Origin of the sequence: Aeromonas sp. S41-2 (genome assembly GCF_027705845.1) — a bacterium.
GTDB lineage: Bacteria > Pseudomonadota > Gammaproteobacteria > Enterobacterales > Aeromonadaceae > Aeromonas > Aeromonas hydrophila.
In genome coordinates, this window is the sequence record NZ_JAPDCG010000001.1 from 307,948 (window position 1) to 321,763 (window position 13,816).

Consider the following 13,816-nt stretch of genomic DNA (forward strand, 5'->3'; position numbering starts at 1 on the left):
TTATGGATTGACGACTATCAGTTCAGCTCGGTGACGCGGCTGGTGCGCTTGCCATCGAAGCTGGTGGTACGCAGGTAGACCTTGCCATCCACGGTCGGCTTGGCGGCAGCGTCGTAGGCGCTCCAGCTCTTGCCATCCAGGCTGTACTGGATGGGCAGACCCGGCAGATCCACGTTCGCTTCCAGCACGCCGTTCACCACCTTGGCGCCCGGTACGGAGAGGCGGTATTCCACCCCGGCCTGGTCCAGTTTCGGCAGCACGCGCTGACCCAACACGTTGGCGAACTGGTTCCACTCCTTGTTCAGGGTGGCCTTGTTGACGAACTTGGTGGTGCCGGAGAACTCGCGGTTCTTCACGTAGTCCAGCTCGAAGCCGCCCTTGTGCCAGGCACGCTCGGCCATGGAGAAGATGCGCGGGTAGACCATGTACTCGTATTGCGCGTCGGTACGCACGGTTTCACTCCACTGCTGACCGGAGATCCCCTTGAACTTGACCGGATCCTGGTCACCCTTGGCCACGAAGGCGTTGCCGTCGCGGTCAACCGAGGTCTCGGCGTTCTGCGGCAGGTTTTCCGGGGCGAAGGCGAACACCTTGCGGGTGTCGTTGAAGCGGGTGGCCCAGTAGTAGCCGCGCTCGGCCGGGTGTACCTCGTTCGGGAAGTCGAAGTAGAGGTAATCCGGGTTGGAGAGCACCACGTCATAGCCCTTGTGCGCCCACTTCATCGCTTCGTTGAAGCCACCCCAGTAGAGGGTTTCCCAGAAGTTGACCCGGGTCTTGTCGGTGGCGAACACGCTGGCATCCTTGGCGTACTTCAGACCATCTTCCCACGCCTGCAGAGTGGAGAAGCCGTGGCCCTTGACCATTTCGCTCACTTCCTTGGCGAAGTAGACCGGCAGCTCGGCCACGTCCTTGATCTTGCCATCGTCGATCATCTTCTGGCACATCGGGGACTTGCCGAACGGCTTGTCCTGCTTGCTGGAGTCGACGTTGCCCTTCCAGGCGACCAGCTCTTCTTTCTTGGTGACGGCCGGATCCTGGTAACCACCGCCCTGCATGATGTTCTTCGCCTCGTCACCACCGTAGTGCCAGGCGGTCAGCGGCTGACCGGCGGCCTGGTGCATCTGGGCCACTTCGTCCATCACCTTGGCCACGAAGGTGGCGGCGCCCGGCTGGCAGGGGTTGATGAAGGACATCTTGTCGTAGAACTGCACCGAGGTGACGTTGGAGGTATCGGCCGGGTCGGTCAGACGGAACTGGTTGGCTTCGGTCTCTTTACCTTCAGCCATCAGGCGCTTGTAACGCGCTTCCATGGAGACCACGGCGGCACGGGCGTGCGCCGGCATGTTGATCTCGGGGATCACGGTCACGCCACGGGCCTTGGCATAGCGTACCAGGTCGATGTAGTCGGCCTTGCTGTAGAAACCGGAACCCTGGTTGTCGCTGGTCGGGCCGGAGCCCAGCTGCGGCATCAGGCACTTGGTTTCGGACTCGTCGTGGCAACGCTGGCTGCCGACGTCGGTCAGCTCTGGCAGGCCCGGGATCTCCAGACGCCAGCCTTCATCGTTGGTCAGCCCCAGGTGCAGCACGTTGAGCTTCATGGCGGACATCTGGTCAACCAGCTTCTTCAGAGTCTCAGGGCTTCTGAAGTGACGTGCCACGTCGGTCTGCATGCCACGGTATTCAAAGCGCGGCGCATCCTCAACGTGCATCTGGCTGACCAGCTTGTCGTTGACACCCAGGAGGGAGATCAGGGACTGGGCCCCCCAGAAGGCGCCTTCGATGTCGTGACCCTGCACCACAGTGCCTTTCTGGCCGATGGTCATGTCGTAGCCTTCGGCCTGCTTGAGCTTGCTGCCGAGCTTGATGGTCACTGGGTAGCCGGTGTCGGAGAGGGTAACACCCAGCTTGGTCAGTTGAGCCTTCAGGGCTTCGGCGCGATCGCTCGGCAGGTCCAGGGCATTGAGCTTGATGGTGGAGAAGTCGACCTGCGGGCCGGCCTTGACCACCTGCTTCATCGGGGTCGGCAGGATCTGGTTGTCGACCTTGCCAGCCGGCAGCAAGGTGCTGGTCTGGTTGGCGGCGAAACGGGTTTCGCTGTTCATCAGGATGTTGTTGTCATCCTTGGTACGCTTCCAGCCATCGGCCGGCATCAGCTTCTCGTAGGTGGTGGCATCGTCGATGTTGCTCATGCTGGCCAGCACTTTCGGCTCGGCCCCTTCGCTGGCGACATACCAGTTCGGCATGATGTCAGATTCGAACAGTACCCAGTACTCCACCACCAGCGGCACTTCGACCGTGGCATCCTTGGCAAAGCCCTGGAACTTCTCGGTTGGCGTCAAACGATAAAGGTCGCCGGTCAGGTGGGTGATGGTGAACTGGTCGTTGTCCACCCGCTGGATGCGACGGATGGAGGAGACATAGATACTCCAGTCTTTGGAGGTGACGTCAGCACCGGTATTGGTCAGGTGCAGCTTGGCAACGCCACAGCTCGCCCACTCGGAGCCCAGCGCCTGGCAGTCGAGGCCGGCGCCGGCACCGTCGTTGGTGACGACTTCGTACTTGACGACGAGGTTGCTGGCGAGGGCGTCGACCACGGCTTGCTTGGCGGCATCGGCTGCCTGTACCTGGCTGACAAAAACGGTAGACATGGCAATGGCTAACAGAGAATGTTTCAAGTTCATAACTGCTGCTCTCATTTGAAGTAAAGGTTGGATTTTCTTGGCTTTTTTTATATGGGGCCCCGAGGCGGGGCCCTTAGTTATGTCAACAATGGACTTAGACTTGAGGCGAGCTTGGCGCCCGATTAACGCAGGGCCTTCATCTCACCGGCGATGATTTCGGCCAATGGGCCCAGAATCACCTGCAGGTTCTGCTCACCGAGCTTGACCACACCTGCCGCGCCCAGGGCTTTGAGCTTGCGCTCGTCAACGATGCTGCGGTCTTTCAGGGTCAGACGCAGACGGGTGATGCAGGCATCGATGGTCACCAGGTTCTCCTGACCGCCCAGCACTTCCAGATACTGGCGTGCCAGTTCGGTACGGTCGGTGGTCTGGGCAGCAGCCGGAGCAGCAGCTTCATCATCTTCACGACCCGGAGTTTTCAGACCCAGTTTGGCAATAACAGCGCGGAATACCACGTAGTAGAGACCGAAGAACACCAGACCTTGCGGGATCAGCATGTACCAGTTGGTCGCCAGCGGGTTGCGGCTGGAGAGCACCATATCCACCAGACCGGCACTGAAGCCAAAGCCGGCCATCCAGTGCATGGAGGCTGCGATGAACACGGAAACACCGGTCAGGAAAGCGTGAATGACGTACAGTACCGGTGCCACGAACATGAAGGAGAACTCGAGCGGCTCGGTCACCCCGGTGAAGAAGGAGGCAAAGGCAGCTGCGATCATGATGGATGCAACTTTGTCCTTGTTCTCTTTCTTGGCGGAGTGGTAGATGGCCAGTGCGGCACCCGGCAGACCGAACATCATGATCGGGAAGAAGCCAGCTTGGTACATGCCTACCACGCCTTTCACCTGATCCAGGCTCTTGCCTGCAGCCAGAGCAGCATCGATGGTAGCCTGACCACCCAGGAAGTTCGGGATGTCGTTGATACCGGCCACGTTGAACCAGAACACGGAGTTCAGGGCGTGGTGCAGACCAATCGGGATCAGCAGGCGGTTGAAGAAGGCGTAGATACCGGCGCCGGTGGAGCCCAGGCTGACAATGGATTCACCAAAGCTCACCAGACCACCGTAAATGACCGGCCAAACGGCCATCAGGATGAAGGAGACGACGATCATCACCACGGAGGTTACGATCGGCACCAAACGGCGGCCGGAGAAGAAGGCCAGCGCCTTGTGCAGTTCCACGCTGCTGAAACGGTTGTAGAGCTCGGCGGCGATGACACCACACAGGATACCGACGAACTGGTTGTTGATCTTGGCAAAGGCTGCCGGAACCTGCTCTACAGGGATGCCTTTAATCATCGCCACAGAACCAGGGCTCAGCAGCGTGGTCACCACCAGGAAACCGACCAGACCGGCCAGCGCGGCAGAACCGTCTTTGTCTTTGGACATACCATAGGCAACACCGACCGCAAACAGCGTGGACATGTTGTCGATCAGTGCTGAACCCGCCTTGATCAGGAAGGCGGCCAGCGCGCTGTCACCACCCCAACCATTCGGGTCAATCCAGTAGCCAACCCCCATCAGGATCGCGGCGGCAGGCAATACCGCTACCGGCACCATCAGGGCACGGCCGATCTTTTGCAAATAACCGAGAATGTTCACGGTTCCTCTCCTTAGTTAATGTTTTTCTAGAAATTAAGTGCTTATCACGTTTGACGCATAAGCCATCAAGGCTTGATTGGCAGTCTAGGGCTTTTATTTCGCTGCGCAAATTAATAAACCTATAATCGTGATCATTATCACCCAAACGAGATAAAGGTGGCGGATAGATGTGGCTTAGTTCGCAATCTTTATTTACGCTATAAAACAACTTGAATCCGTCCCAGTCTATTTGCCGCCGACATCCCGGCAGCAACCCGTACAGAGGTATCTACAATGCGCCTGATCCCGTTGAAATCTGCCAGCCAAGTGGGCCTGTGGTCTGCCCGTTACATCGTTGACCGTATCAATGGGTTCAAACCCACTGCCGAGCGCCCCTTCGTACTGGGCCTGCCCACTGGCGGCACCCCGCTCAACACTTACAAGCGCCTGATTGAACTGCATAAAGCCGGTGAAGTGAGCTTCCAGAACGTGGTTACCTTCAACATGGACGAGTACGTCGGCCTGCCGGAAGATCACCCGGAGAGCTACCACAGCTTCATGCACAACAACTTCTTCAGCCACATCGACATTCGCCCCGAGAACATCAACATCCTCAACGGCAACGCGCCGGATCTGGTGGCCGAGTGCAAGCGCTATGAAGACAAAATCAAGTCCTACGGCAAGATCCATCTGTTCATGGGCGGTGTCGGCAACGACGGCCACATCGCGTTCAACGAACCGGCCTCATCCCTCTCCTCCCGCACCCGGGTCAAGACCCTGACCGAAGACACCCGCATCGCCAACTCCCGCTTCTTTGGCGGCGACATGGAGCAGGTGCCCAAGCTGGCGCTGACCGTGGGTGTCGGCACCCTGATGGATGCCGAGGAGATCATGATCCTGGTGACCGGTCACGGCAAGGCCCAGGCCCTGCAGGCCGCGGTGGAAGGCAGCGTCAACCACATGTGGACCATCTCCACCCTGCAGCTGCATCCGAAGGGAATGATGGTGTGTGACGAGCCCTCCACCATGGAGCTCAAGGTCAAGACCGTGCGTTACTTCCAGCAGCTCGAAGCCGCCAACATCGGCCGTCTGTAAGGAGTCACCATGTACGCATTGACCAACTGCACCCTCTACACCGGCAGCTGCGTGCTGACCGGTTACGGGGTGGTCATCGAGGGCGACAAGATTGTCGCCATCTCCCGCCTGGCCGAACTGCCGGCAGGCATCGAACGCATTGATCTCAAGGGTGCCAACCTCTGCGCCGGTTTCATCGACGTCCAGCTCAACGGCTGTGGCGGCGTCATGTTCAACGGCCACATCACCACCCAGACCCTGGCGACCATGCAGGCCGCCAACCTCAAATCCGGTACCACCAGCTTCCTGCCGACCCTGATCACCAGTCCAGACGCAGACATGAAGCAGGCCGTCGCCGTCACCCGCGACTACATGGCTGCGCACCCCAACGAGGTACTGGGCGTCCATCTGGAAGGGCCCTACACCAACCTCAAGCGCAAGGGGATCCACCCGGCCGAGCAGATCCGCCAGCCCGCCGACGAGATGATCGACTTCTTCTGCGCCAACGCGGATGCCATCGCCAAGATCACCCTGGCGCCGGAGCGCAACAAGCCGGAGCACATCCGCCGGCTAGTGGAGGCCGGCATTCTGGTCTCCGCGGGCCATACCGCCGCCAACTATGACCAGGCGATGGCCGGGTTCGACAACGGCATCCGCTTTGCCACCCACCTCTACAACGCCATGACTCCGACCGTGAACGGTCGCGAGCCAGGCGTGGTCGGTGCCATCTACGATCGCAAGGATGTCTACGCCGGCGTCATCGTCGACGGTCATCACGTGCACTGGGCCAACGTGCGCCTTGCACACAAGATGCTGGGAGAGCGACTGGTGCTGGTCACCGACGCGACCGCACCGGCAGGGGCACCGGAAGGCTTTGAGAAGTTTGATTTTTGTGGCGCAACCGTCTATTTCCGCGATGGTCAGTGCGTCGACGAGAATGGTACACTCGGCGGCTCTGCCCTCACCATGATTGAGGGGGTGGAGAATCTGGTCAAACAGGTCGGATTACCGCTCGATGAAGCACTGAGAATGGCCACCCTTTACCCTGCTCGCGCCATTGGATGGGACTCACGTCTCGGTAGTATCCAGGTCGGAAAAATAGCCAACCTGACTGTCTTTGATCAGGCCTTCACGGTCTGCGGGACCGTGGTTAACGGACACTACACAACACAGTGACACTATGACTGGCGGACAAATAGCAAACGTAGATCTTATCAAGCAGGTCAACAGTGCAGCCGTGTATCGGCTCATCGACCTGCAGGGGCCCATCTCGCGGGTCAAAATTGCCGAGTTGAGTCAGCTGGCCCCGGCCAGCGTGACCAAGATAACCCGGCAACTGATCGAGCATGGCCTGATCAAGGAGACCTCGCCGCAAGCCTCCACCGGCGGACGGCGCGCCATCTCCCTGACCACCATCAAGCATCGCTTCCAGTTTGTGTCCGCCAAGCTCGGCCGCGGCTACCTGCAGCTCGCCCTGTATGACCTCGACGGCAAGGAGCTCGATCAGCACATCACCCAGGTGACCGAGATCGAGCAACAGCCGGTGGTCGACATGCTGCTGCGGGAGATCGGTGCCTTCATCGACTCCCAGCAGGATCGCAGCCGCAACCTCATCAGCATCGCGCTGACCATGCCGGGTCTGGTTAATCCGGAATCGGGCATGGTCATCTACACCCCCAAGTACCAGATCCGCAATCTGGCGCTGGCCAAGCTGTTGGAAAACCACTTCAACCTGCCCTGCTACGTGGGCAACGACACCCGCTCGCTGGCACTGGCCGAACACTTCTTCGGCGAGTCCCGCGACTGCATGGACTCCATCCTGGTGAGCGTCCATCAGGGGGCGGGTTCTGGCATCATCACCAAGGGTAAGGTGTTCCTCGGCCAAAACCGCAACGTCGGCGAGATCGGCCACATCCAGGTCGAGCCGCTCGGCAAGCGCTGCCACTGCGGCAACTTCGGCTGCCTGGAGACGATCGCCTCCAACGAGGCCATCGTCGACAAGGTGAAGGAGCTCATCAGCCGCGGCCACCTGAGCTCGCTGCAGGAGAAGCACATCACCATCCAGGAGGTGTGCAAGGCGGCCATGGCCGGTGACGAGCTGGCCCGCAGCGTGATCGAGAACGTGGGTGAGCATCTGGGACGGGCGGTGGCCATCACGGTCAACCTGTTCAACCCGCAGAAGGTGCTGATCGCGGGCGAAATCACCGCCGCCGAAGAGATCCTGTTCCCGGCCATTCGCCGCTGCGTGGAGCACCAGTCGCTGCCAAGCTTCCATCGTGGCCTGCCCATCGTGAAGGCACGCTTCCAGAATCAGCCCACCGTCGGCGGTTTCGCCCTGGTGAAGCGGGCCCTGCTGGAAGGGGATCTGCTGCAGATCATCATGGAGCAGAAGTAGGGCCGAGGCCTTGCGAAACAACAACGGCAGCCAGTGGCTGCCGTTTTTATTGATGAACTCTTCACACGTAGGTTCGATTAACCGCATAGCGGCGTGATTCACCCCGCCCGACAAGGCTTGAACAGATCCAGCGCACCGTCATACACCTGGGTCTGCACATCCATGATCCCCAGCATCGAGTGGAACAGATTGTCGTGGGAGAAGCGCTTGCTGGCCGCCTCCTGCTGCAGGCAATCCATGTTCAGCCGCCGATCCGCCTGCAACTGGGGGGAGAACCAGGTCATCAGCGGCACCCGGGTCTGATCGTCCGGGGCGAACTTGTAGGGGGTGCCGTGCAGGTAGAGCCCCATGGCCCCGAGGGATTCGCCGTGATCCGACAGATAGACCAGCCCCACGTTGTAATCCTGCCCCAGCGTCTTGAGCTTGTCGATGAGACGGGCCACCACCTTGTCGGTGTAACGGATGGTGTTGTCATAGGTGTTGACCAGCTCTTCATTGGTGCAGTTTTCGATGTCGCTGCGCGGGCAGTCCGGCACGAAGGTCCGCTCACTGGCGGGATAGCGGCGATAGTAGGTCGGACCGTGGCTGCCCATCAGGTGGAAGGCCACCAGCTTGTTGCCCTTCATCTGCGCGATCTGCCGATCCAGCCCCTCCAGCATCACCTCGTCGTAGCAGGAACCCTTCTGGCAGTACTGGGGAAAATCCTTTGCCTCGATCTCGATGGTGGGCACGTTCTTGCACACCCCCTTGCAACCGCCGTCGTTCTCCTTCCACAGCACGGAGACGCCGGCGTGCTGCAGCACATCCAGCATGCCGTCACGGGACTGGGCCAGGGTGTCGTCATAGCCGCGCCGCGTCAGATTGGAGAACATGCAGGGCACCGAGACCGCGGTGGCGGTACCGCAGGAGCGCACGTTGCGAAACGAGACCATGCCCGATTCCCGCGCGGTGAAGCTGTTGGTGGCCTTGCCGTAACCGTTGAGGGAGTAGTTCTGGCTGCGCGCCGTCTCCCCCACCACCAGGAACATCAGGGTCGGCTTGCCGCCCTGCCCCACCACCCTGGCATCGGTGCCCAACGGCTGATACGGGATCGGAGTGGCAAACAGGATGTCGGTGGCGTAGCGATAGAGGCCGTGCACGTAGTTGGCGGGCACTATCTCCTTGCCGAGGGACTTGTTGTTGCGCCCGACCGAGGCGTAATCCTGGTAATAGAGCGCCGCCACCCCCACCAGAAACAGCAGGGACAGGGCGATGGAGCCGAGCCGCAGGCCCAGTCCCTTATACCAGGGACGGGGATACTCTATCTTCACCCACAGCAGGGCCAGCGCCGGCAGCAGGCCGGTCAGCACGAACCAGAGCAGGATGGAGGCATTGAAGTAGGAGGCCGCCTCCCCCGTGTTGGTCTCGACGATGTTCTGCACCATGCTCACGTCGAAGATGACGCCGTACTTGAGCATGGCGTAGCTGACCACGGATCCCATCAGGATCAGCAGCACGAAGAAGGGCTTGAGCAGATAGCGAAAGGTAAAAGGCAGGAACACCGCATTGAGCGCGGCCAGCAGCACGAAGGGGATCGAGAGGGCGAAGCCCGTCTTGACGTGTTCCAGCTTGGTGAGAATGGTGTAAAAGTGCAGGAAAATGGGCCAGTTGAATACCAGTGCAAACAACAGCACCAGCAACAGATTCACCTTCATCACACTCAGGGTGATGCGCATAACGATACTCCGACAAACCAGGCAGGACAGGGGCCACACAGGGCACCTCTTGTTGCAGTCTCACTTGCCGATCCCTCCTCCCGAGGTGACGGCGGCAAGGGGCAGCGAGGCCCGGACACGGCAGGCAGCTTAAAAAGCCAAACTTAAGGGAAAATTAAGGCGGGCAATGCCATGGCCGGCACGGCCTTCAGGCGTCAGGTCATCACAAGAAAAACGGCAGCCGAGGCTGCCGTTTCAGCGGAGGCGAACAGAGCGTCGCCACCTGAGTGTTCACGAACCGGGTTACAGGGTCGCGGCGACTTCGTCGGAGATGGAGCCGTTGTGGTACACCTCCTGCACGTCGTCCAGATCTTCCAGCATGTCGATGAGGCGCATCAGCTTGGGCGCAGTCTCGGCATCCAGCTCGGCTTCGGTGGACGGGATCATGGTCACTTCGGCGCTCTGGGGCTTGAAGCCGGCGGCTTCCAGACCATCGAGCACGGTGCCGAAATCGTTCGGGGTGGTATACACCTCGATGGAGCCATCCTCTTCGGTCACCACGTCGTCGGCACCGGCTTCTAGGGCGGCATCCATCAGGGCATCTTCATCGACACCCACGAAGGTCAGCAGCCCTTTCTTGCTGAACAGATAGGCAACGGAGCCATCGGTGCCCAGGTTGCCACCGCATTTGCTGAAGGCGTGACGCACTTCGGCAACGGTACGGTTGCGGTTGTCGGTCAGGCACTCCACCATGACGGCAGAGCCGGCCGGGCCGTAACCTTCGTACACGATGGTCTCGAGCTGTTCGCCATCGCCACCGCCGGCGCCACGCTGGATGGCACGGTTGATTGTGTCGCGGGTCATGTTGCCGGTCAGGGCAGCCGCCACCGCCGCACGCAGGCGCGGGTTGTTGGCAGGATCGGCATCACCCAGACGCGCGGAGGTGGTGATTTCGCGGATCAGCTTGGTGAAGATCTTGCCGCGCTTGGCGTCTTGCGCCGCCTTGCGGTGTTTGATGTTGGCCCATTTACTGTGACCTGCCATAGGGACTCTCCGTTATTTTTGAATTTCAGTAACACTGGTCATGACTAATGCAAGGGAAAGGCCGCATTGCTGCGGCCTTTGCTGCCGGTAACGGCTTATTCATCACCCTTGACGGTGGTCGCAATCGCCAGCTCGCCCAGTTGGGCGGCGTTGGCAAAGCTGGGGGCGTCCGTCATCAGACAGGCGGCCGCCGTGGTTTTCGGGAAGGCAATCACGTCCCGGATGTTTTCAGTACCGGTCAGCAGCATGCTCAGACGGTCCAGGCCGAAGGCCAGGCCGGCGTGCGGCGGGGTACCGTACTTCAGGGCGTCCAGCAGGAAGCCGAACTTCAGACGCTGCTCGGCCGGGGTAATCCCCAGGATGTCGAACACAGTGGCCTGCATCTCGCTGTTGTGGATACGGACAGAACCGCCACCCACTTCGTAGCCGTTGATCACCATGTCGTAGGCGTTGGCGTAAGCGCCTACCGGGTTGGCTTTCAGCTGCTCCGGGCTCAGGCCGCTCGGCGCGGTGAACGGGTGGTGCATGGCCGCCAGACCGCCTTCGCCATCCTCTTCGAACATCGGGAAGTCGATGACCCACAGCGGCTTCCAACTGTTCTCCAGCAGACCCAGATCGCGGCCCACTTTCAGACGCAGGGCGCCCATGGCATCGCACACCACTTTCTTGGAGTCGGCGCCGAAGAAGATGATGTCGCCGTCGGCAGCGCCGGTGCGGGCCAGGATCTCGCGCACGATGGCGTCGGAGAGGAACTTGGCCACCGGGGACTGTACCCCTTCGATGCCGTTGGCGACTTCATTGACCTTCATCCAGGCCAGGCCCTTGGCACCGTAGATGCCGACAAACTTGGTGTACTCGTCGATCTGCTTGCGAGACAGCTCGGCGCCACCCGGTACTTTCAGGGCTGCCACGCGGCCTTTCGGATCGTTGGCGGGGCCGGCGAACACGGCGAACTCGACCGCGGTCAAGAGGTCTGCCACATCGACCAGCTCCATCGGCAGACGCAGGTCCGGCTTGTCGGAGCCGTAGCGACGCATGGCTTCGTCGAAGGTCATGATCGGGAAGTCGCCCAGATCCACGTTCAGGATGTGCAGCCACAGTTTGCGGATCATCTCTTCCATGATTTCACGCACCTGGGGTGCGGTCATGAAGGAGGTCTCCACGTCGATCTGGGTGAATTCCGGCTGGCGGTCGGCACGCAGGTCTTCGTCGCGGAAGCACTTGACGATCTGGTAGTAGCGATCGAAGCCGGACATCATCAGCAACTGCTTGAACAGCTGCGGGGATTGCGGCAGGGCGTAGAACTTGCCCTTGTGCACGCGGCTCGGCACCAGGTAGTCACGAGCCCCTTCCGGGGTGGCCTTGGTCAGCATCGGGGTCTCGATGTCGAGGAAGCCGTGCTCGTCCATGAAGCGGCGCACGAAGGCACTGGCCTTGGCGCGGGTCTTCAGGTACTTGGCCATCTCGGGGCGACGCAGGTCCAGGTAGCGATACTTGAGGCTCACCTCTTCGCTGTTGACCTGGTTGAAGTCCAGCGGCAGCGGCTCGGCACGGTTGATGATGGTCAGCTCGTGGGCAAACACCTCGATGGCACCGGTGGCCATGTCGCTGTTGCGCTGGGAGTCGGGACGGGTGCGCACCACGCCGGAGACCTGAATGCAGAATTCGCCGCGCAGTTCGGAGGCCAGGGCAAAGGCGTCCGGTTTGTCCGGATCGAAGAACACCTGCACGATCCCTTCCCGGTCGCGCATGTCGATAAAGATGAGGCCGCCCAGATCGCGACGACGATGGACCCAACCGCACAATGTAATAGTCTGCCCTGCATGGGCCTCATTGACCTGTCCGCAATAGATAGAGCGCATGGACTTCTTCCTTCGAATTTGTAGAGAGACGGTTAACCTGGGTCGCCGGGCACGACTGGCAAGCACCGTCTGTCTCACAGCTGGCCAGATCCTGTTCTTGCCCGGTTTGAAATCTGTCTCGTACCGTCCGACCGCCGGGATCGGACACCTGCCGCCGATATCGGCTCGACCAGAGGCGGCTGGCAAGCGGCCGGGGTGTCGGGCGGAGGGCATCGGCAAGCGATTGTTGTTTGGCCGCATCATGGCCGCTGCCGTCGTCACAATATGCGTACAGCGGCGTGAGTCACAACAAATTGGCAAACAAAAGGGCTGGCATTATAGAGGAAAACCCCCATTTGGGTAAAATGGCCAGCAGCCTCCTTTGCCCTGTTTTTTACATCCCGGGGCAAAAAAGGAGGATAAAACGAGATAAACCCGCAGACAGGATCCCTCATGAGCCTCTTTTTGGGCCTGCCACAATGGTCTCACCCGGCCTGGCCAGGTCACTTGCTGGGCGTGGGCGCCAAGCCCGCCGAGCACCTCGCCCACTATGCTCGGGTATTCAACACGGTGGAAGGCAATACCACCTTCTACGCCTCGCCGACACCGGACACGGTACAGCGCTGGGCCGATGCGGTGCCTGCCCACTTTCGCTTCAGCTTCAAGTTTCCGCAAACCATCAGCCACCAGAGCGATCTGGTAAGTGCCGACAAGCAAGTGAGCGACTTCATCCGCCTGTTGGAGCCCTTGCATGACAAGCTGGGGCTGCTCAAGCTGCAGCTGCCCGCCCGCTTCGGCCCACAGGGGTTGCCCCGTCTGGCGGCCTTTTTCGAACGGCTGCCGCCGGCGTTTCGCTATGCCCTCGAGGTGCGCCACCCCGATTTCTTCGCCAAGGGCGAGGCGGAGCGGCAGTTGAACCGGCTGCTGATGGAGAGAGGCATCAACCGCATCATGCTCGACAGCCGGCCGCTGTTCTCGGCGCCGGCCACCACGGCGGCCATGATCGATGCCCAGGGCAAGAAGCCGAGGCTGCCGGTGCACCTGCTGGCCACCGCCAATGCTCCCGTGGTGCGCTTTATCGGCCTGCCGGATCCGGCCGCCAACCACCCCTTCCTGCCAGGCTGGTTGCCCCACTGGCGCCAGTGGCTGGCAGAGGGCAAAGATCTCTACCTCTTTATACATACGGCTGACAACGCCCAATCCCCCGAGCTGGCCCGTCAGGTTGCCCGCCTGCTGGGGGAAGAGATGGCCCCCTGGCCGGGGGAAAACGATCGCGCGCACCAGGGCGTGCTGCCCTTTTAGTCAGCCGCCTCACCCCGTCTTCCCCACCGTGAAAAAAAGCCGTTTTTTTGTGGCTGGACGGGGCTTGGCGTCAAGACAAACGCCGACCTTTCCTCTACACTAGCGCCCCAAGTAAGGACCCGGACCGCCAGCCCAGCACAATCCGATGCAGGCAGGTGTCCGGCGCCATAAACAGGGCCCTGACGCCAGTGCGCTGCAACTCGTT

The 13,816-nt window shown here is 60.7% G+C and carries 9 protein-coding genes; 4 read left to right on the forward strand and 5 right to left on the reverse strand.

Translation table 11 applies throughout. The annotated features are described in order from the left end of the window. Positions 1 to 17: 17 nt before the first annotated feature. A complete protein-coding gene (locus OKC44_RS01430) occupies positions 18 to 2,681 on the reverse strand; it encodes a beta-N-acetylhexosaminidase (RefSeq protein WP_270810598.1) in 2,664 nt (887 codons plus the stop codon). A gap of 122 nt (positions 2,682 to 2,803) precedes the next feature. After that, a complete protein-coding gene (nagE, locus tag OKC44_RS01435) occupies positions 2,804 to 4,282 on the reverse strand; it encodes an N-acetylglucosamine-specific PTS transporter subunit IIBC (RefSeq protein ID WP_016350212.1) in 1,479 nt (492 codons plus the stop codon). A 273-nt stretch (positions 4,283 to 4,555) separates the two neighbouring features. On the opposite strand from nagE, the gene nagB reads away from it, so the two are divergent. From nagB to nagC, 3 genes are read left to right on the forward strand one after another with little or no spacing between them, the layout of a single operon-like run. Beyond that, positions 4,556 to 5,356, forward strand: a complete 801-nt coding sequence (nagB, locus tag OKC44_RS01440) for a glucosamine-6-phosphate deaminase (protein WP_011705423.1) — start codon at positions 4,556 to 4,558, stop codon at positions 5,354 to 5,356. Positions 5,357 to 5,365: 9 nt separating this feature from the next. Then, positions 5,366 to 6,511, forward strand: a complete 1,146-nt coding sequence (nagA, locus tag OKC44_RS01445; RefSeq protein WP_024943812.1) for an N-acetylglucosamine-6-phosphate deacetylase — start codon at positions 5,366 to 5,368, stop codon at positions 6,509 to 6,511. A gap of 4 nt (positions 6,512 to 6,515) precedes the next feature. Beyond that, on the forward strand, positions 6,516 to 7,730 hold the full coding sequence (gene nagC / locus OKC44_RS01450; RefSeq protein WP_016350209.1) for a DNA-binding transcriptional regulator NagC: 1,215 nt from the start codon (positions 6,516 to 6,518) through the stop codon (positions 7,728 to 7,730). Positions 7,731 to 7,828: 98 nt separating this feature from the next. On the opposite strand, the gene OKC44_RS01455 is transcribed toward nagC, so the two are convergent. From OKC44_RS01455 to aspS, 3 genes are all read right to left on the reverse strand, one after another. Further along, positions 7,829 to 9,445 carry a phosphoethanolamine transferase gene (locus OKC44_RS01455; RefSeq protein ID WP_270810602.1) on the reverse strand — a complete coding sequence of 539 codons (1,617 nt, stop codon included), beginning with the start codon at positions 9,443 to 9,445 and terminating at the stop codon, positions 7,829 to 7,831. Positions 9,446 to 9,727: 282 nt separating this feature from the next. Further along, positions 9,728 to 10,468, reverse strand: coding sequence for a YebC/PmpR family DNA-binding transcriptional regulator (locus tag OKC44_RS01460; RefSeq protein WP_011705419.1), 741 nt, complete (start codon positions 10,466 to 10,468; stop codon positions 9,728 to 9,730). Positions 10,469 to 10,563: 95 nt separating this feature from the next. Then, on the reverse strand, positions 10,564 to 12,330 hold the full coding sequence (gene aspS / locus OKC44_RS01465) for an aspartate--tRNA ligase (RefSeq protein WP_223950981.1): 1,767 nt from the start codon (positions 12,328 to 12,330) through the stop codon (positions 10,564 to 10,566). Positions 12,331 to 12,762: 432 nt separating this feature from the next. Here aspS and OKC44_RS01470 point away from each other — a divergent pair, with 432 nt between their 5' ends. Beyond that, positions 12,763 to 13,611, forward strand: coding sequence for a DUF72 domain-containing protein (locus OKC44_RS01470; protein WP_270810605.1), 849 nt, complete (start codon positions 12,763 to 12,765; stop codon positions 13,609 to 13,611). The last annotated feature ends 205 nt before the right edge of the window (positions 13,612 to 13,816 follow it).